We start from the raw sequence: 19203 nt of genomic DNA on the forward strand, positions 1-19203 counted from the left end.
GTTCCTTCCCTGGATTTTTGATGAAGGTTATGCTCGTGATGCGGCGAGGGCAAATGCGAACGGCGCATGACCGACACGGGCCGGGCCTCGATATGGATCAGCATGATCCCTGGATGTGGTGATTTTGAATGACGAGCGATCGCGACATCCTGGCTCTGGGTGACCTCGATGGCTCCGATATACTGGGCATGCTGACGCGAGCGCAGGAGCTTGCGGCCTGCTGGCAGACGCGCGAGATGCCGCAGACGCTTGCAGGCCGGCGCATCGCCCTCATCGTCGATGATGGCGGCTGGCGCAATACCACCGCTTTCGATCTCGGCGTGCGATCGATGGGCGGTCTGTGCGTGCATGCGCCGATACGTCTCAACGCCACGGAGGCGGTCGAGGATCTCGCCGCTTATCTCGACAACTGGTTCGATGCGGTGGTCTGCCGCACGCCGGAGCTCGAGATGCTCTATGCCTTGTCCCACTGGGCGCAGGCGCCGGTGATCAACGCGCGCACGCGGCAGAATCATCCCTGCGAGACGCTCGGCGACCTGGCCTTCCTGTGGCATCGCCGCGGCGCGATCGATGGATTGAAGATCGCCGTGGTGGCGCCTGCTGCGAACATCCTGGGTTCGTGGATCGAGGCCGCGCAGGTGCTGCCGATCGACGTCGTCCAGGTCTACCCGGCGCAATGGCATGCGCCCGGAGATTCGCCGCGCTTTCGCGTCGCGACCGATCTCGGCGAATTGCGGGACGCCGATGTGGTCGTCACCGATTGCTCGCCGAGAGATGACGACGCCGGTGCCTTGCAGGATTATCAGATCACAGCGGCGCTGCTGGATGGCCTCCGGCCCGACCTGGACTTCCTGCCTTGTCCGCCGGTGACGAGGGGAGACGAGGTCTCCGCTGATGCCATGCGGCATCGCGCCTGCCGCACGGTACAGGCCAAGGCGTTCCTGCTGCACGCGCAGAATGCCGCGCTCGAATGGGTCTTCGCCGCGCGGTGACCTCCGGTCTTGGCCCCCTACGCATTGTGCTTTGGATGAAGAGCTTGAATTTTGCGCTGTCCTGTCGGCCTTGATCCTGAACCTGGGCCGGCTGTGAGCGACAGTAGAGGTGTCGATGAATTCAAATCGCGTGGCGGCGTTGCATGATCTGGCCCTTCGGATTTCGCGCCTTGAGATGGGTCATCCGATGAGAGTGGCCGTCGATGGCCGAACGGCATCGGGCAAGACAACCCTGTCGGACGAGTTGGCAGAGCTGATCAAGCGAAGCGGCCGCCCGGTCATCCGGACATCGATTGACGGGTTTCATCGTCCGAAAGCTCAGCGCTACGCGCGCGGACGGTTCTCCGCTCTCGGGTATTACGATGATGCCCGCGATCTGTCCGCCGTCAGAACCCTGTTGCTGGAGCCATTGGCGCCCGGTGGCGATCGCCTCTACAGGACGGCGTCCTTCGACCTCGAACGTGATGTGGCGATCGCGCAACCTTCCGCGCTGGCGCCGGTCGATGCCGTGCTGGTCGTCGACGGGACCTTCCTTCAACGACCCGAGCTGCGGGATCATTGGGACATCGTGATCTTTGTAGAGACGTCGAGACGCATCTCTGATGCAAGAGGCCTTAGCCGCGACCGCCTCGGCCAGCAGATCGCCATGAAGGTCTATGCAGAGCGCTATGGGCCTGCCTTTGACTTCTATGAAGAGACCTGTGCTCCAGCCGGAACCGCCGATGTCGTTTTCAACAACGACGATATGGATCACCCGACAATTCGCTTCAGAAGAGGAGGCAGGCTCTCGCCGGACCTGCGCGGCTGAGCACTTGATGTGAAAATGGGGCTGGATGTTTGCAGGTATACGGTGACGCGCTATGCTCAGCCATGTCCCCGATCCATTCAGTCCTGCTCGATCTCGACGGCACCCTGATCGACTCACGTCCCGGCATTGCCGCGAGTGCGCTGGCGGCGTTGCGGTCGCTGGGACACACGCCTGACGACACGCTCGATGTCACGGCCGTGATCGGTCCACCGTTGCAGGACATGCTGCGCGTGCTGCTGCAGGCTCATGGCGACGATCGGGTCGACGACGCCGTTCTGGCCTATCGCCGGCATTATGGTGATGTCGGCCTGTTCGGCAGCGCGCTCTATCCCGGCATGCGCGAGGCGCTGCAGGCGATGCACGACGCCGGCTTGCGGATCTATCTCGCGACGTCGAAGCGCGAGGTGTTCGCGCGGCGCATCCTGGAGCATCTCGATCTGGCGTCGTTTTTCCAGGCCATTCACGGCTCGGTGCCGTCAGGCGCGCTCGACCACAAACCCGAGCTGCTCGCGCATATCCTCGACGAACGGAATATCGCCGCGCAAGACAGCCTCATGGTCGGCGACCGCCGCCATGACGTCGCCGGCGCCCACGCCGTGCGGATGAAGAGTCTCGGTGTGCTCTGGGGCTATGGCAGCCGCGACGAGCTCGAAACCGCCGGCGCAGAACGCCTCGTGGAAAACCCGGCCGATCTCGCGCGCACGGTGCTGGCGATGCTGCGGTGATCATCCGGTCGAGCAGCTTCTGTTGGATCCATGATGGCGTCCTGGCGGGTCGCAATCTTGCGCCCGAACTCAAAAGCCGCGAAGATCGCGACCAAATAATCTCAGGGCAGGAATACCACGCATGGAATTCGACGACGTCATCCTCGGCCGCCGCAGCATCCGTGGCTACAAGCCCGATCCCGTGCCGAGGGCGCTGATCGAGGAAATCCTCACGCTGGCGATGCGCGCGCCGTCGTCGATGAACACCCAGCCGTGGAATTTCTACGTCATCACCGGCGAGCCACTCAACCGCATCCGCGCCGGCAACACCGAGCGCATGCTGGCCGGCGTGCCGCAGTCGCGCGAGTTTCGCATCGGTCAGCCGTTCGACGGGCAGCACCGCGAGCGCCAGATCGGCGTCGCCAAGCAATTGTTCTCCGCCATGGGCATCGCGCGCGACGACAAGGAGAAGCGCCAGGATTGGGTGCTGCGCGGTTTCCGTCAGTTCGACGCGCCGGTGTGCATCATCGTCACTTATGACCGTGTGCTCGCCGGCAGCGACGATACGCCGTTCGATTGCGGCGCCGTCACCACGGCGCTGGTCAATGCCGCTTGGTCCCGCGGCCTCGGCGCGGTCATCAACAGCCAGGGCATCATGCAGTCGCCGGTCGTGCGCGAGCACGCCGGTATCGCCGACGATCAGGTCATCATGAAGAGCATCGCGCTCGGCTGGCCGGATCACGATTTTCCAGCCAACGCCGTGGTGTCGGAGCGGAAGTCGGTGAAAGAGGCGACCGTGTTCGTGGGGTTTGACGATTAGCCGCGCTCCAAGCGCTGGCAGAAATCCTCGATCACGGCTGCAGCGGCTTCGGCGTCGGTTGCGAGCAGCATGGCTGCGCCCACCCTATGGCGCATGTGCCGCAGCAATCCAGGCGTCTATCAGCAGGATCAGCGCGGCTGCTCCAACGGCAGCGGGGCCGCAGCCTTGCGGGTCTGGATGGCGATGTTGCTCCTGACTTCGCGCACGATCGACAAGCTTAGCAGCCGTTCCACCAGGAACCGCCGATAGTGCTCCAGATCAGCGGTGACGACCTCGAGCAGGTAGTCCGAGTCGCCGGAGACGAGATGGCAGGCGAGGACTTCCGGCATCGCACACACCGTGTCCTCGAAGGCCAAGGCATGTTCGTTCGCATGCCCTTCGATCTTGACCGCGAGAAATGCGGAAAATCCGAGGCCGACGCTGTCGCGATTCAGGACAGCGCGATAGCCCTGGATGACGCCCTCCTGCTCCAGCCGCTTGACGCGGCGAAGACAGGGCGAAGGTGACAATCCGACCCGGTCGGCAAGGTCGACATTGCTCAGCCGCGCATCGGCCTGCAGCTCTCCGATGATGCGTTGATCGATCGCGTCGAGTCTGGCTTTTGGCATATCTCTGACAATCGCGGCAGGCAGCGGATCATTCGTTGCGTCGTCCGTCGGCAAGATAGCACAGTTCGCAAGGACATGCGCTCCAGTTCAGGATCAATATCCCTGTCGACCAACAGCGGGTGCGCGGAGAGGCTGATGGGCCAGCTTGCGGGTGCTCAGCCGGTCTCCGTCGCATGATCTTGCCTTCACCAGCCCGGGAGACGTCGAATATGGCCGATATTGCTGCGCACCGATCCGTGATCGTTGCCGTCGAGAGATATTTCGATCTGATGTTCGATTCCGATGTCGAGCAATTCGATCGTGTGTTTGCGCCCACCGCGCGACTGCACGGCCTGCGTGACGGCGGTCTGCGTGTTCTCACCGCGGTTGAGTATCGTCAGCTGTTGGCGACCACTCCCTCGCCTCAGTCGAAAGCGGCGCCACGCCATCAGGAGGTCCTGCTGATCGACCTCGCCTCGCCATCCCAGGCGCTGGCGAAGGTCCGCGTGCGGATCGATCAAACGCTTTATCTCGACTATCTCTGCTTCCACCTGATTGACGGCGAGTGGCTGGTGACGGCCAAGTCGTTTCATATCGAGAGCCGCTTTTTGGCCACCGGGTGATCATGCGTTCGTTGCTGCGCTGCATGTCAGCTGCGCGAAAACTGCCCGTCGGGCTGTTCTATCGCAGCGGTCTATCTTGCGTATTTTCAGAAATGCGTGCTCTTATCCCCCGCATCCTGTCCCGATGCTAGCGCTAAGTTCGTTGTGACATGATCTGTGACATGACGTGTCATCAGGACGGGGCAAACAAGCCGGTCCCCGGGGAGAGCGTGGAGCAGCCGTTAAACCCATCGCGCAGGGAGGGCCGGGATGTCCGGCTGAACCTGTGGTGACCGCCGCGTGCATTTTCTTTCGCACGCGGGCCATGGGAGCAGCCAGCTCCCCGCCTTCCCTGCGCCCTCGGCTTTTTCAAGGGCGAGATTGATCCGTAAAGCTCGGGCCGTCGCGCCGCGAGGCCGATGATGCGCGTCTGTCCTCGAATGTTGATGGATGATCCGTCATTGAGATCGGAAGCCAAGAGTGCGGTCGGTCCACGACCCGATGGTGCCCACCTCGCCCAGCTTTCGGCAGAACGATCATATTCGAACCCATGTTCGATCGCAGCCCGCAACCACTGTCGATAACTTTCACCGTCATGCCCGGGACAAGCCCGGCCATGACGGTGTGGAAACAGACGGGCGCAACAGGTCAATCGCGATATGCTGTGGCCGTGCTGCTTGCGGGGAGACGTCAGGGCGGCGCTCACCGTTGCTCGCGATGACTGCGAGCGGCACCGAGCACGTCTCAGATCTTCAGCTCACGCCCCGTCACCCGCCGAAACGCCTCGAGATAGCGCTGGCTGGTGGCGTCGACCACGCTCTGCGGCAGTGGCGGCGGCGGGGCCTCGCCGTTCCAGCGGCCGGCCTTGCGCTCGGCGTCGAGATAGTCGCGCAGCGGCTGCTTGTCGAAGCTCGGCTGCGGCTGGCCTGGTTGATAGGCGTCGACCGCCCAGAAGCGCGAGCTGTCAGGCGTCATCACCTCGTCGATCAGGATGATGTGGCCGTCCTTGTCGCGGCCAAACTCGAACTTGGTGTCGGCGATGATGATGCCCTGCTCGCGGGCGAGCGTCTCGCCGAGCGTATAGACCGCGCGCGTCATGCTCTCCAGCGTGTAGGCGGTGTCATCGCCGACCACCTCGCGCATCCGTGCGATGGTGATGTTCTCGTCATGGCCGGTCTCGGCTTTGGTCGCCGGGCTGAAGATCGCGGGCTCCAGCTTCTGGCTCTCGACCAGGCCTGTAGGCAACTGCTCGCCGGCGAGGGTGCCGCTCGCCGCGTATTCCTTCCAGGCCGAGCCGGAGAGATAGCCGCGGATCACGCATTCGATCGGGAACACGGTCGTGCGCTTGCACAGCATCGCGCGGCCCAGGATCTCCTGGCGATGCGGCGCGAGCGCCGGCACCTCGGCGATGATCGCGTCGGTATCGGCCGAGATCATGTGGTGATGCACGACGCCTTCCAGCGCATTGAACCAATAGGCCGAGATCTGCGTCAGCACCGTGCCCTTCATCGGGATGGTCTCGTTCATCACGACGTCGAAGGCGGAGATGCGGTCGGTGGTCAGCAGCAGCACGCGGTCGTCGCCGACGGCATAGCTGTCGCGGACCTTGCCGCGGCCGATCTTCGGGAGCGGCAGATTGCTGGCGAGAAGCGTGGTCATCGTACGGGGCCTTCGAAACGGGAGCGTTGCGACCGCAATAGCCTATTCCGGCAGCGGAATGAACTCGTGCTCCTGCGGAACGGCGGCGAAGCGGCCGGTTTTCCAGTCCTGCTTGGCCTGTTCGATCCGCTCCTTGCTGGAGGAGACGAAATTCCACCAGACGTGGCGCGGCCCTTCCAGCGCGTCGCCGCCCAGGAACATCATCCGGGTCGGCTTCACGATGCGCACGCTGATGGCGTCACCGGGGCGGAAGATCAGCAGCCGCGGCCCGGTGTGGCGCTCGCGCGCGATCTCGATTTCGCCATCGACGATATAGATCGCGCGCTCCTCGTGGTCGGGATCGAGCGGAACGACCGTTCCGGCCTGCGCAGTGACCTCGACATAGAACCAGGGCGAGACCATCGTCACCGGCGAGGCCGCGCCGAACGCTTTGCCGGCGATCACGCGCGCGGTGAAGCCGGTGTCGCTGACCGTCGGTGGCGAGCCCAATATGCGGATGCGGCCGCACGTCCATGCCCTTGCCGGAGACGAACTGAACCGGGCCGAAATGATCGAAGAAGATGAACGGACCGACCATCTGTCGCCGCCCATGCGGCAGTGCGCGGCGCACGGCGAAGCCGTCGCCGAGATCGCGGGTGCGCGGCACGATGACGTGCTCCAGCGCATCGCAGGAGGCGGGATCGCCGAATTCGGGATCGATCGATGGCTGCCAGCTCATGGGACCCTCCAGAGATGTGGTCGCGCGAGCTTAGCAGCTTTGCTGAGGCCACGGCAGGGCTCGAGGCCGCAGCGTGCCGCGATTTGAACGACAGCCTGCTCCAGCCTAGAGTTCCGATGCTGACAATGGACCCGCCTTGATGCCGCTGGAAAGCCTTGATCTCGCGTTGCGTGCTGCCGCCATCGCATTGCTTGCGGTGCTCGCCGTGTCGCTGGGACGCGACCTCGGCAGGCCATGGAGCGGCCGGCTCGCGATCGCCCTGGCGCTCGGCGCGGCGGCGCATGCCTTGACGTTCAATATCGGCGGCGCTGCGGCGCCCTCGCTGGCGGTCGCGCCGCTGATCGCGTTCGCGACCGCCGCCATCGTCGTGCTCTGGCTGTTCTGCCGCGCGCTGTTCGACGATGGTTTTGCGCCGCGCTGGTGGCACGGCCTGATCTGGCTCACAGTGTTCGGTTTCAGCATGATCAGTTGCCTCGCGCTGGGACCGTCCGGCCATGTGCGGCTCGTGATCGTCGCCAACAATCTGCTGGCGCTTGGCTTCGTCGGGCTCGCCTTGGCGCAGACGGTCCGCTCGTGGTCGGTGGATCTGGTCGATCGACGCAGGCGCGTCCGCGCTGTCGTGGTCATCGCGGTGCTCGGCTATGGCGGCGTCAACGCGCTGCTGCAGATCGCGGTCGTCGGCGGCGGGGCGTCGGAGCTCGCCAATGTGATCAACGCGGCGATGTTCCTGGCGGTGGTCGGCACCGTCGCGCTGATGCTGCTGAGGGTCGGCGCCGGCGACGTGTTCGCCGTGGAGACGCCTCCGTCCGTGGCCGCCAGCGAGGCCGCACCTGCTGCGGCGACCAAAATGGGCGAGACGGTCGCGAACCGCAGACTGGTCGAGCGGCTGACCCGGCTGATGGCGGATGAGCGGATCTACCGCCAGGAGAACGTCACCATCGGCGTGCTGGCCACCAGGCTCGGCATTCCCGAATACCGGTTGCGGCGGCTGATCAACAGCGAGCTCGGCTACCGAAACTTCAACAGCTTCCTGAACAGCCACCGCATCGCGGAGGCGAAAGCGGCACTCGCCGATCCCGCCCAGGCCGAGGTGCCGGTGATCACCATCGCGATGGATGCCGGGTTCCAGTCGCTCGGCCCCTTCAACCGCGCCTTCAAGGCGGTGACCGGGGTGACGCCGACGGAATACCGGCGCATGAGGCGGTCCGCGGCGTGACGTTTGCGATGTTGAAATCGAAGGAGAATTTCGAAATCGGCGAGGTCGCCGCGGCTTCCGGCGAGGCGATCCTTCGAAATCGGCGAGATCCGCGGCCGCCGCTGCGCTGTCGTCCGGCAGGTCCATCCGCCGGAGCTTCTCATGACTCGCCGCCGCCTGCTGCTCGTTGTTCTCGCCACCACTGCGCTGACCGCCTTGGCCGTCGCCGCCGCCCGCGCCCGCGACGTGCCCCAAATCGCGACGGGTTTCATCGCCGGCGTCGTGTGTTCGGAGACCTTCGTCTCCGGTCTCGACCCGGACCGCATCCTGTCCGAAACCCAAGCCGCGATGCCCGGTGCCGGCCTGCTGGGCTGGGCGATGGACGTCCATGTGGATCGTGCCGCCAAGGACGTTACCGTCACGCTCCTGGGACTCGGCCGCAGCCATGCGGTCTTTGCCGAGGGGCTCGGCTGTCATCTGGACCATGGCGAGACGCAAAGCTGGCCGCCGGCGCGGCCCGCTCCTGTGCAGCCGGCCGCGCTCCCGGAGATCGCTCCGCCTTATCCCGTGGTGCCGGCGACACCTGCCCTTGCCGCTGCACTCGATCGCGCCTTCTCCGAGCCGGAGTCCCCGCCGTTCCGGCGCACGCATGCCGTGATCGTGCTCAAGGACGGCAAGGTGATCGCCGAACGTTACGCCCCCGGCTTCACGCTCGACACGCCCTTGCTCGGTTTCTCTGCGACCAAGTCGATGACCGCCACCCTGGTCGGCATTCTCGTCCGCCAGGGCAGGCTCGCGCTGCACGCGCCGGTGCCCGTCGGCGCGTGGCGGAGCGAGATCGATCCGCGCCACGCCATCACCGTCGATCATCTGCTGCGGCATACCGCGGGGCTCGCGCTCGGCAGCTCACTGCAGGCCTCGTTGCTGTCGGCGCTCGAGCCGGTCAATCAGATGAAGTTCGTCGAGGCGGATCGCGCGGCGTTCGCCGAATCCATGCCGCTCGAAACCAATCCGGGCGCTGTGTTCAACTATCACGACGGCAACACCGTCATCCTCTCGCATCTCATCCGCGATGCCGCCGGCGGCAGTGCGGCGGATGTCCTGCGCTTTGCCCATCGCGAGCTGTTCGATCCGCTCGGCATGCGCAAAGTCACGATCGAGGTCGACGCCGCCGGCACGCCGGAGGGATCGAGCCAGATGCTGGCAACGGCCCGCGATTGGGCGCGGCTCGGCCAACTCCATCTCGACGACGGTGTCGTCGGCGGCCGCCGCATCCTGCCCGCGGGCTGGGTCGACTATGTCAGCATGCCGACGCCGGACGCCTTTGTCGGCATCGGCGCCGGATTCTGGACCAATCGCGGCGACAGTTTCGGCGCGAATTACCGCTCCTCCCATGGCTGGCCGCGCGATGCCTTCTTCGCCAAGGGCACGCTCGGCCAGTATGTCATCATCATCCCCTCCGAGCGCCTGGTCATCGCGCGCTTCGGCCGCACCGTGAACTGGCCGCCGGAGGTCGACGGCGTGGCGCAGCTCGTGAGTGATGTCGTGGTGGCGACGCGTGGCGAGTGACGCATGGCTCACGCCCGGCCCAGGGCGGTGGCCTGCGCGACACGATCGAACCGCTCCAGCCCCAGGATCGCGTCGGCAAAATGCTGTGCGCGGCTGCTCAGCACCGGCCGCGCCAAGGTGATGAACTTGTCGCTCATGGCCTGCGCCGAGGGGAACGAGGTCGGCTCGCCCGAGGGATCGTCGTGCAGACGCTCGTGCACGCCATCCTCGGTGGTGATGGTGACGCGCGCGCCGAACGGATGGCTGCGGCCGATCTCCAATTTGTCGTCCTGCACGACGTCGAACTTGTTCGCGAGGTTGTTGATCGCAGCATCGCCGAGCCGCGTGTAGTCGTCCCAGCCGAAGCGGCCCTGGTCGAGCGCCAGCGCGCCGGTGAAGAACATCGAGAACTGGCCGCCGACGATCGAGGTCGGGTGGCGCTTGGTCGCGGCGTCGCCGGTCAAGGTGATGCCGTTGCGGTGCAGACCGATCTCGACGCGCTTGACCTGGTCCGGGGTCAGATTGTGCTCGCGGCGCAGTGCGATGATGGCGTCGATCGCGGCATGCGTATAGCGGCAGCTCGGATATGGCTTCACGCCGATCTTCATCGTCTCGTAGGTGGTGCCGAGGCCGGCGACCGCTTTCTCCCGGTGTGGCGTGTCGGTGTAGCCGACCAGCAGGCCGTGCTTGCCCTCGACGGATTCGATTGCGCCGACGAAATCGTTCTTGGCCAAGGTCGCCGCGATCACGCCGTTCATCGCCGACGCCCCGACCTGATAGCGCTTGTTCCAGGCGCCGTTGACCAGGAATTGCAGCGAACCGGCCGCCTGGCTGCCGGACACGCCGAATGCGTAGATCAGCTGCTGCTCGGACAGGCCGAACAGCTTGCCGGCGGCCGCGGCTGCGCCATAGGTGCCGGCCGTCGCGGTCGGATGGAAGCCGCGGGCATAATGCGAGGTCGGATCGAGCGCATTGCCGAGCCGGCAGCACACTTCATAGCCGGCGACGATCGCGGTCAGCACCTCGCGGCCGGACGCGCCGACCATTTCGCCGACGGCGAAGGCGGCCGGCACCACCGGCGCGCTGGGATGCAGCGACGAGTCGGCGTGGGTATCGTCGAAATCGAGCGAATGGCCCATCGTGCCGTTCAGCAGCGCCGCCACCGCCGGCGTCCACGTCCTGGAATCGCCGAACACGGTCGCCTCGCCGGCCGAATCCAGCTTCAGCGCCGCCAGCATCTTCACCACGGACGGGGTCGATTCCGCCTCGCGCCGGGCGCGGATGGCGCTGCCGAGAAAGTCCAGGGTCAGCACCTTGGCGCGGTCGAGCACCTCGGGCGGGATAGCGTCATATTTCAGGTCGGCGACATAGGCGGCGAGCGTTGCGGTTTCCTGGGCCATCGTGTTTCCTCGGTTCGTTGGAAATAGCGTAGGCAAGCTGATTCTGCGTTTCAAGCCGCTCGGATCGGGTGGGAAGCTGCTATGTCCGGACCGCGCCGGTCCTTGCGAGGTGAGTGAACGATGGCGTCGTTCAAGGAGCTGTTCGGCCGGGTCCGCGCCCGCAAGGCGCCGATGTCGCTGGCCGTGCGTGGCACGGTGGCGGCGACGCTGGCCTTCGCGATCGCGACCGCGTTTCAGCTCAAGCTGCCGCTGTGGGCGGTGCTGACCTCGCTGATCGTGACGCAAGGCAGCGTCGGGCGTTCGCTGAAGGCGACGCGCGACTACATGTTCGGCACCATCGGCGGCGCGATCTATGGCGGCGCCATCACGGTCTTCATCCCGCATTCGGGCGAGCTGCAACTGCTCGGCATGCTGATCCTCGCGGTGACGCCGCTCGCCTTCATCGCCGCGATCAATCCCAGCCTCAACGCGGCGACGGTGACTGCGGTGATTGTGCTGCTGGTGCCGACCATGGGCCATCTCGATCCCTTGGGCTCGGCGATCGACCGTGTGTTCGAGGTCGCGGTCGGCGCGCTCACGGGACTCACCGTCTCGTTCATCGTGCTGCCGTCGCGCGCCCATGTGCAGATGCGCAGCGCGGCGGGGCGGCTGCTCGAGCTGATCGCCGCAGCGCTGGCCGAATTGCTCGCCGGCCTGTCGCGCGGCCGTGACAACGACGCGCTGCACCGGATCCAGGACGGCATCGGCGCCGCGCTGACCGAGCTGAACGCGACCGGCGCCGAGGCCGAGCGCGAGCGCGCGGCGCGGCTGTCGTCGGGCGCGGATACCGGGCCGCTGTTGCGCACGATCCTGCGGCTGCGCCATGACGTCGTGATGATCGGTCGCGCCAGCGTGGTGCCGCTGCCGTCGGAACTGCAGGCGCGGCTGTCGGGTCCGGTGACGCGCGTTAGCGACGCCATTGCCAGCTATCTGCGCGGCTGCGCCAGCGCCATCCGCAATGGTTCCGGCCCGCCGGCGATCTGGCCGGTTCATGTCGCCCTCAAGGCCTATGCCGAGGCGGTCGCCGCCGTGCGCAGCGACGGCCTGACGCGCGGCCTGCCCGGCGATGCCGCCGAGCGCTTCTTCGCGCTCGGCTTCTCGCTCGACCAGATGCGGCAGAATTTGATCGACCTCGAGCGCGTCGTCGCCGAATGGGCCGGGGCGTCGACCGGCAAGCCGCATCGGCCGGAGCCGGAGGAGACGTCTGACACGGCTGGCGCGTGACGGCGTCATCGCGACAGCCGCAGGAAGCGCAGCACCAGCAGGGCTGCGTAGATCGCGGTGCCGAGCGACAACCCGATCCAGATTCCGGTCGCGCCGAGTGCAGTATGCAGGCCGAGCACATAGGAGGCGGGAAAGCCGATCAGCCAGTAGCCGAGCACGGCGAGCAGCAGCGGCACGCGCGTGTCCTTGATGCCGCGCAAGGCGCCCACCGCGATGGTCTGCAGCGCATCGGTGATGAAGAAGGTCGTACCGACCAGCAGCAAGGTGGCCGCCAGCACCGCCGTGGCCTGCGCATCGGCGAGGCCGGCGCCGAGGAACAGCTGCACGATGTCGTGCTGCGCCACGATGATTCCGACGGTGAACAGCACCGCAAGCGAAACGCCGAGCAGCATCGCCATCAGCCCGGCGCGCCGAACCCCGATCGCGTCGTTGCGTCCCGTGGCGTGGCCGACGCGGACGGTGGCGGCCATGCTGATGCCGAACGGCACCATGAACAGGATCGCCGTGATCTGCAGCGCAATCTGATGCGCGGCCAGCGCGGTCGTGCTGATCAACCCCCATCAGGATCGCGGCCGCGGAGAACAGGCCATATTCGAGCAGGAACGACAATGAGATCGGCGCGCCGATGACGAGGAGCTGGCGCATCAGCCGCCAGTCGATCCGCTGCAACCGTGCCAGCACGTGATAGTCGCGGAACGGCGCACGACACGTCGCGAACCAGAGTCCGGCGAGAAACGTTCCCAAATTGACGGTCGATGTGGCCAAGCCGACGCCGGTCAGGCCGAGCTGCGGAAAGCCCCATCTGCCGTATAGCAGCGGATAGACCAGCAACGCGTTGAGCGGAATCGCGGCCAGCGTGATCCACAGCACCGGCTCGGGGCGGTTGACCGCGCCCATGAAGCTGCGCAGTGCCAGGAACCACAGCATCGGCGCAACGCCCCAGGCGAGGCCGGCGAGATAGTTCTGTGCGAGATGCGCCACTCCCGCGGCCTGTCCCAGCGCGAGCAGGATGGCCTCGCCATTCAGCGCGATCAGCATGATCGGCAGCGCGATGAACAGGCCGGCCCACATTCCGACCCGCAACGCGCGCCGCACCAAGCCGGCATCGGCCGCGCCATAGGCCTGCGCGGCGAGCGGCGCCACCGCCGACATCAGCCCCATGCCGAAGGTCGAACCGACGAAATACACCGTGCCCGCCAAGGCTGCCGCCGCGACGGCATCGCCGCCGAGCCGGCCGATGAAGGCGAGATCGGTCGACATCATCGCGATCTGCGACAGCTGCGTCAGCGCCATCGGCGCGGCGAGGCGGATCGTGTCCCAGAGTTCGAGCGCGAAAGAAGGTGTGGGCGCCGCCGGAGGCGCATGGCCGGTTCCAATTGTGGTGGTCATAAGCGCGGCTATAGCAGCACCCGTGACGTCCTGCACATCAAGGACGTATGTTCTGGCTCGGAGACGTGCGGCGCGTGAGCGCAGTTCCGCGCAACAATTCGCGATCATAGCCTCAAACATCTTCGCGTTCGCGACTGCGCGATCTCGCGGCGCTTTTTCGCGTCCGAGCTCTGACTGGTCAGTGGCCCTCGGATACGAGGGCGCAGGGAAGGCCGGGTGCTTGACCACACCCATGGCCCGCCTGCAAAAGAAGTAGCAGGCGGCAGTCACCACAGGTCGGCCGCTACACTCCGGCCTTCCCTGCGCGATGGTTGGAACGGCTTATACGTACTCTCCTCGGTGCGCCGTGCTTGTTGGCCACCGTCGCCAGCGGATCGCCCGCCAGCTTGACCTCAGCATCGGGAGGCCAGGACCATACGACTTCGCCGTATGCGGTCGCTCCTTCGTCCACGCGCCAGCCTCGGGGTTGCCCAAAGTGCGCGCTGTGAGCCGCCGCATCCATCGCATCCCCGCCCTCTACGGTCCGTGACGATCGCGAAGCGCCCCTTGTGTTCAGAAAGTCTGTCAGAATGTGCGAACGGGCGGTTCTCGCAAAACCGCCCGTCGCAGGATCTGAGCCCGTAACGCCCCAAACGCGGCAGAGCCTGTTTCAGAGCGAGGGACAGCTCCGGTGATCTTCCTCAACCCGAACAGTTGCAAGGGCCTCGAGCCCATACAAGGCAAGGAAGGGAGTGGATGATGACACAGATCGCAAACGGTGTCGCCGGCATCGATGTGGCCAAGGACAAGGTGGACGGCTGCATTCGCGGTCTCGGACTACGGCAGACGTTCCCGAGCACTCCGCAAGGGCACCGCCAGCTGTTGGCCTTGCTTCGCAAGCACAAGGTGAACAAGGCCGTCATGGAGGCCACTGGCGGCTATGAGCGCGAATGGGCCAAGGTGTTGCGCCAGGCAGGCGTGGAGGTGCGGATCGTCGATCCCAAGCGGGTTCGCAACTTTGCCCTATCGGCCGGTCGACTGGCGAAGAACGACACGATCGATGCGGAGATGATCGCCTGGTTCGCCGAGACGTTCAACGACGCACCGAGCCAGACCTACGACGCTGCCCGCGAGGAACTGGCGGGACTGGTGAAAGCACGCAAGAACCTGATGGATCTGAAAACCCGTCTACAGAACCAGCACGAACATGTCGTGCCGGGATTGGCGCAGAAGGCCCATTCCCAGGTGTTGAAGACGCTCGCGGCACAGATTGCAAAGCTTGAGGCTGCGATCTCGGCCAAGGTCAAGGCCACACCGGAGTTTGCCGAGCGCGCCGAGATCATCGAAAGTGTTCCAGGGCTTGCCGGAACGACCTCCGCGATCCTCATTGCAGGAGCGCCGGAGCTCGGCAAGGTGAGCGACGAGATCGCCGCCGCCCTGATCGGGGTCGCTCCTTACGACGATGACAGTGGCAAGCGCCGAGGCGAGCGCCACATCAAGGGTGGCCGGCGCTGGGTGAGAAACGGCCTGTTTCTTCCCTGCCTCGGCGCAGCAACCCAGCATAATCCGGTGCTCAAGGCCTACTATGAGCGCCTCACCGCCAAGGGCAAGGAGCCGAAAGTTGCGCTCATCGCCTGCATGCGCAAGTTGATCATCATCCTCAACACGATGATCGCCCGCGGGGAGAAGTGGAATCCCAAGCCGCCACGCGTTGCGGTGAGCTGATCGAGCGCCACGCCGCGCTCGGTCCGCGACCGAGCGCATGCCAAGCCAACAGGACGGCGAGCGGACGGGGTCAAGGCCTTCAGCCGCCGAAGGCGGAGGCGCGTCTCGCGCCAGCCTTGAGGCCGGCCGATCGCCGGCCTACCTCAACAGCACAGTTGCTCTCATGAGGACGGGATGGGCACAATGTTTCCGATTTTCGGAAATCGCGCAAGCGGAAAATTTCGGCAGAACAGATGACTTGGAGCATGCCACTGAGCTGACTATCAAATTGCGCTTTTCGGCGAACTCGGCCTCGGCTTTTTCGGCCGATCCGCCGTGACATTGAAGCGATCTCGCTCGCGAGGCCGTCAACAGAAGCGCGAGGTGAGTCGCCAAACCGCCATACGCTCGATCTTTGCTGCGTCCCTTAGCTCGATATCTGGGCGTGATATGGAAGTTCGCTGACCATGACGATCGCTCTTGAACCTGTCGACGATCAGTTGCCGATCGATTTTCATAAGCTGGAGCTGGACGCGAGAGCCGACGGTCATGCCAACATGACCCGGCTGTCGGCCGAGTTCGCCGGGACTCCGTCGATGTTCCACCGCGTGATAGCAGCTCATGTCGATACCGTGCTCGCCGGCATCGGCGCGATCACGGACGAGCCGGTGTCGGCTGGGCAGCCGGCCTGGCGCATGCGGCGGCTTTACGTGCACCGGGACTTCAGGCGCGCCGGCGTGGCGCGAACCATCGCGGCAGATCTGCTGCGTGCGGCCGCCGGAAAGGTCGAGATCGTGACCGTCCATGCGGGCAGCGATGACGCTGCACGCTTCTGGGAGGAGATGGGATTCGATCCTGTCGCAGGGCAAGGCTGGTCGCATCAGCGTCGACCCTGAGCGAGCGGATGTCGAGGCGCCAGTCCCGGCTGAATTGCGCAAAACTCTCACGAGCCTGTTGGTCGGCTCGTGTTGGCGTCAGTGGGCAGAGGAGCAATCCAGGCTGCCACAGCAGCGGAATTCGGAGTTGGCTTGGGGGGGGCGCTTTGCGCGGGCTGCGGGATCAGGCGGACGCTGCGACTTGTCGGAGCATCGTCTTTGCGACCAGCCGGTGAAACGGCATGATGATCGTGAGATAGATGCGGCCGAGCGCGTTGTGGGTCTGCACCAAGGTGGTCGCGGTGACCTGCGACGTTTCGCCATGAGACGCGGCATCGATCACGACGCGAAAATCCAGATGCCTATCGTCGAAGCCGAGGACGATCCGTTGCGGCGTTTCGTCGACAACCGGGAATATCCCGATCATGGGACGTGAATGTCGCGCGTCGGCGCCGGATGTTTTCAGACCGAACGGACGAACCAGCAGATTGCGGAGCTTCAAGAGCGCGGCCATCCACGTGGGCGCCTGACCGAGCATGAGCTCGGCCGCCGTACGGGCATCGAGCGCCGAGGCTTCGACGGTGACGCGGAAGGCATCGGCGAAGTCCGCGCCAGCGAGCCATCTGTTGCGGTCGACCTCGGGAGTGATCTCGCTGATGGTCATGGACAGTGAGCCCCGCATGTAATGGTCGTAGCTGTGGCCCCCACGAAGCGATCTGATGGCGGCGGGACGGCCACTAATCCGTCGTTGCGAGCGGAGCGAAGCAATCCAGGGCGGAGCAAGGATCTTGGATCGCTTCGCTCCGCTCGCAATGACGCTGGCGAAAGCCCTGGCGTCGAACGCTTCACCGCCCGCGCTCGGGCACGCGGGTGATCTTGGCGCCGAGTGCGTTCAGCCGCTCGTCGATGCGCTCGTAGCCGCGCTCGATCTGGTCGGCGTTGTCGATCTTCGAGGTGCCCTCGGCGCCGAGCGCGGCGAGCAGCATGGCCATGCCGGCACGGATGTCGGGGGAGACGACGCGGGCGCCGCGCAGGCGGCTGGGGCCGGCAACGATGGCGCGGTGCGGGTCGCACAACACGATGCGCGCGCCCATCGAGATCAGCTTGTCGACGAAGAACATCCGTGACTCGAACATCTTCTCGAACATCAGGATCACGCCCTCGCATTGCGTGGCGGTGACGATCGCGATCGACATCAGGTCGGCGGGAAAGGCCGGCCAGGGCTGGTCCTCCAGCTTCGGCACGTGGCCGCCGAAATCGTCCTTGATCTTCATGGTCTGGTCGGACGGCACGATGAGATCGTCGCCCGCGACCTCGCAGACGATGCCGAGCCGCTCAAAGCCCATCCGGATCGAGCGCAGATGCTCGGTGCCGGCGCGCACGATGCGCAACGGCGAGCGCGTCACCGCGGCGAGCCCGATCAGCGAACCGACCTCGATGTGATCGGGCTGGATCGAATAGGACGCCTGGCCGAGCGTGCTGGCGCCATGGATCACCATGGTGTTGGTGCCGATGCCCTCGATATTGGCGCCGAGCGCGACCAGGAAATGCGCGAGGTCCTGGACATGCGGCTCGGAGGCCGCGTTGCGCAGATAAGTCGTGCCGTGCGCGGCGACGGCCGCGACGAGCGCGTTCTCGGTCGCGGTGACGCTGGGCTCGTCGAGGAAGACGTCGGCGCCCTTCAGGCCGGAGGCGCGCAGCTCGATCTTGTCGGTCGCGGTCACGGTGGCGCCGAGCTGCTCGAAAGCCAGGAAATGCGTGTCGAGGCGGCGGCGGCCGATCACGTCGCCGCCGGGCGGCGGCAGCGCCACTTCGCCGCAGCGGGCGAGGAGGGGACCGGCGAGCAGGATCGAGGCACGGATGCGGGCGCACAGGTCCGGATCGAGATCGGCGGCACGGATCTCCTTGGCGTGGATCGCGAGCCTGTTGCGGCCGCGCCATTCGGCCGAGGCGCCGACCGAGCGCACCAGCTCCACCAGCGTCTCGGTGTCACGGATGCGCGGCACGTTGTCGAGCGTCACCGGATGCTCGGTCAAGAGCGCGGCGGCGATGATCGGCAGCGCCGCGTTCTTGTTGCCCGACGGCTCGATCGCGCCCTTGAGCCGGTGACCCCCCTCGACGATGTATTGAATGGGCGCCATGCGCGAAAGGTCCGTTTTGAGAGGGTTGCCAGAGAGCGGCGAACGCGGAACATCGGTCGGGCACGGAATTATCACGGAAGGCGAGGGCAGGCCACTGCGGTCGACTTCAGGACGTGGCGTTCCAAGGATCAATGACGGCAACACCTGCGGCCATGAACGCGGTCGTACCGCGGGTTGCGACGGAAAAATGATGGTGCGCGGCGATGGCGGCGATGTAGCCGTCAGGCGTTGGAAACCCCTGTCCGGCGGCGCGGGCCTTCACGGCGAGTTCGGCATAGCGACGGGCAGCGCTGGTATCGAATGGCAAGATTCTCGTTTCGAATAGCTCAAATACGCCATTGAGCGCAGCGGTCAGTCGGTCCTGGCGCCGTCCATTGGGAAGCGCACCGATGCCGAACATCAGCTCCGCAATGGTGACGCTTGAGAGATACAGCGTCTCGGCGATTTGTTGATCGAGCCATGCTCTGACCTGCGCCGATGGTTCGGGCTTGATTGCTTCCGACACGACATTGGTGTCGAGCAGGATCATTTGAAGCGCAACGGTTCAGCGGGGTTGGTCGCGCGATGTTGCTCGAGGGCGTCGACGTCGGCATTGGTGAGGCCGATGTTCCGGCTCATTTCAGCCAGCGCGGTGCCGATACGAAGTCGCCCCTCGGGCCGAACGGCCTCTTCGAGGATGGCGCGAATTTCCGCTTCGGTGCTGCGATTGTGCTGAGCCGCCCGCGCTTTCAGGGCGCGATGGGTCTCTTCTGACAGGTTGCGAATGGTCACCGCGGGCATGACTGCGTTCGTCCCTCCATGCGAATATGATATCAATAT

At 65.4% G+C, this 19203-nt stretch carries 17 protein-coding genes and 2 pseudogenes; 10 read left to right on the forward strand and 9 right to left on the reverse strand.

Going from position 1 to position 19203, the window contains the following annotated elements; genetic code table 11:
• Nucleotides 1-128: 128 nt before the first annotated feature.
• From ACVIJ6_RS11415 to ACVIJ6_RS11430, 4 genes are all read left to right on the forward strand, one after another.
• Entirely contained in the window at nt 129-992 is an 864-nt protein-coding gene (locus ACVIJ6_RS11415; protein ID WP_456772796.1) for an ornithine carbamoyltransferase, read from the forward strand.
• A 115-nt stretch (nt 993-1107) separates the two neighbouring features.
• Nucleotides 1108-1800 (forward strand): uridylate kinase, encoded by a 693-nt coding sequence (locus ACVIJ6_RS11420; protein WP_456772797.1) that lies wholly within the window; start codon nt 1108-1110, stop codon nt 1798-1800.
• A gap of 62 nt (nt 1801-1862) precedes the next feature.
• The gene (locus ACVIJ6_RS11425; protein WP_456772798.1) at nt 1863-2525 is read left to right on the forward strand and encodes an HAD hydrolase-like protein; all 663 of its coding nucleotides are present in this window, start codon (nt 1863-1865) and stop codon (nt 2523-2525) included.
• A 121-nt stretch (nt 2526-2646) separates the two neighbouring features.
• Nucleotides 2647-3324, forward strand: coding sequence for a nitroreductase (locus ACVIJ6_RS11430; protein WP_456772799.1), 678 nt, complete (start codon nt 2647-2649; stop codon nt 3322-3324).
• A gap of 128 nt (nt 3325-3452) precedes the next feature.
• Here ACVIJ6_RS11430 and ACVIJ6_RS11435 read toward each other — a convergent pair whose 3' ends face one another.
• The gene (locus tag ACVIJ6_RS11435; protein WP_456772800.1) at nt 3453-3932 is read right to left on the reverse strand and encodes an Lrp/AsnC family transcriptional regulator; all 480 of its coding nucleotides are present in this window, start codon (nt 3930-3932) and stop codon (nt 3453-3455) included.
• Between the two features lie 209 nt (nt 3933-4141).
• Between ACVIJ6_RS11435 and ACVIJ6_RS11440 the strand changes: the two genes are divergently transcribed.
• On the forward strand, nt 4142-4534 hold the full coding sequence (locus ACVIJ6_RS11440) for a nuclear transport factor 2 family protein (RefSeq protein ID WP_456772801.1): 393 nt from the start codon (nt 4142-4144) through the stop codon (nt 4532-4534).
• 723 nt (nt 4535-5257) lie between these two features.
• On the opposite strand, the gene ACVIJ6_RS11445 is transcribed toward ACVIJ6_RS11440, so the two are convergent.
• Nucleotides 5258-6172 carry a phosphoribosylaminoimidazolesuccinocarboxamide synthase gene (locus ACVIJ6_RS11445; RefSeq protein ID WP_456772802.1) on the reverse strand — a complete coding sequence of 305 codons (915 nt, stop codon included), beginning with the start codon at nt 6170-6172 and terminating at the stop codon, nt 5258-5260.
• Nucleotides 6173-6214: 42 nt separating this feature from the next.
• Nucleotides 6215-6890, reverse strand: a pseudogene (locus ACVIJ6_RS11450) (pirin family protein).
• Between the two features lie 139 nt (nt 6891-7029).
• On the opposite strand from ACVIJ6_RS11450, the gene ACVIJ6_RS11455 reads away from it, so the two are divergent.
• Together ACVIJ6_RS11455 and ACVIJ6_RS11460 are read left to right on the forward strand one after the other, a co-directional pair.
• Nucleotides 7030-8106, forward strand: a complete 1077-nt coding sequence (locus ACVIJ6_RS11455; protein ID WP_456772803.1) for a helix-turn-helix domain-containing protein — start codon at nt 7030-7032, stop codon at nt 8104-8106.
• Nucleotides 8107-8247: 141 nt separating this feature from the next.
• Nucleotides 8248-9654, forward strand: coding sequence for a serine hydrolase domain-containing protein (locus ACVIJ6_RS11460; protein WP_456772804.1), 1407 nt, complete (start codon nt 8248-8250; stop codon nt 9652-9654).
• An 8-nt stretch (nt 9655-9662) separates the two neighbouring features.
• Here ACVIJ6_RS11460 and ACVIJ6_RS11465 read toward each other — a convergent pair whose 3' ends face one another.
• Nucleotides 9663-11033 (reverse strand): MmgE/PrpD family protein, encoded by a 1371-nt coding sequence (locus ACVIJ6_RS11465; protein WP_456772805.1) that lies wholly within the window; start codon nt 11031-11033, stop codon nt 9663-9665.
• A 120-nt stretch (nt 11034-11153) separates the two neighbouring features.
• On the opposite strand from ACVIJ6_RS11465, the gene ACVIJ6_RS11470 reads away from it, so the two are divergent.
• Nucleotides 11154-12296, forward strand: coding sequence for an FUSC family protein (locus ACVIJ6_RS11470; RefSeq protein WP_456772806.1), 1143 nt, complete (start codon nt 11154-11156; stop codon nt 12294-12296).
• 5 nt (nt 12297-12301) lie between these two features.
• On the opposite strand, the pseudogene ACVIJ6_RS11475 reads toward ACVIJ6_RS11470, so the two are convergent.
• Nucleotides 12302-13685 (reverse strand): annotated as a pseudogene (locus ACVIJ6_RS11475) (MATE family efflux transporter).
• Nucleotides 13686-14423: 738 nt separating this feature from the next.
• Between ACVIJ6_RS11475 and ACVIJ6_RS11480 the strand changes: the two are divergent.
• Entirely contained in the window at nt 14424-15389 is a 966-nt protein-coding gene (locus ACVIJ6_RS11480) for an IS110 family RNA-guided transposase (protein WP_456772807.1), read from the forward strand.
• 446 nt (nt 15390-15835) lie between these two features.
• On the forward strand, nt 15836-16264 hold the full coding sequence (locus ACVIJ6_RS11485) for a GNAT family N-acetyltransferase (RefSeq protein ID WP_456772808.1): 429 nt from the start codon (nt 15836-15838) through the stop codon (nt 16262-16264).
• 163 nt (nt 16265-16427) lie between these two features.
• On the opposite strand, the gene ACVIJ6_RS11490 is transcribed toward ACVIJ6_RS11485, so the two are convergent.
• From ACVIJ6_RS11490 to ACVIJ6_RS11505, 4 genes are all read right to left on the reverse strand, one after another.
• Nucleotides 16428-16907, reverse strand: coding sequence for a DUF2867 domain-containing protein (locus tag ACVIJ6_RS11490; protein WP_456772809.1), 480 nt, complete (start codon nt 16905-16907; stop codon nt 16428-16430).
• A 181-nt stretch (nt 16908-17088) separates the two neighbouring features.
• Nucleotides 17089-18384: a UDP-N-acetylglucosamine 1-carboxyvinyltransferase gene (gene murA, locus ACVIJ6_RS11495; protein ID WP_456772810.1), complete on the reverse strand. Its 1296-nt coding sequence runs from the start codon at nt 18382-18384 to the stop codon at nt 17089-17091.
• Between the two features lie 106 nt (nt 18385-18490).
• A complete protein-coding gene (locus ACVIJ6_RS11500; RefSeq protein WP_456772811.1) occupies nt 18491-18913 on the reverse strand; it encodes a PIN domain-containing protein in 423 nt (140 codons plus the stop codon).
• Nucleotides 18910-19164, reverse strand: coding sequence for a FitA-like ribbon-helix-helix domain-containing protein (locus ACVIJ6_RS11505; RefSeq protein ID WP_456772812.1), 255 nt, complete (start codon nt 19162-19164; stop codon nt 18910-18912). The genes ACVIJ6_RS11500 and ACVIJ6_RS11505 overlap by 4 nt, the downstream gene beginning before the upstream one ends.
• Nucleotides 19165-19203: the final 39 nt, after the last annotated feature.

This window comes from Bradyrhizobium sp. USDA 4369, from assembly GCF_054056435.1.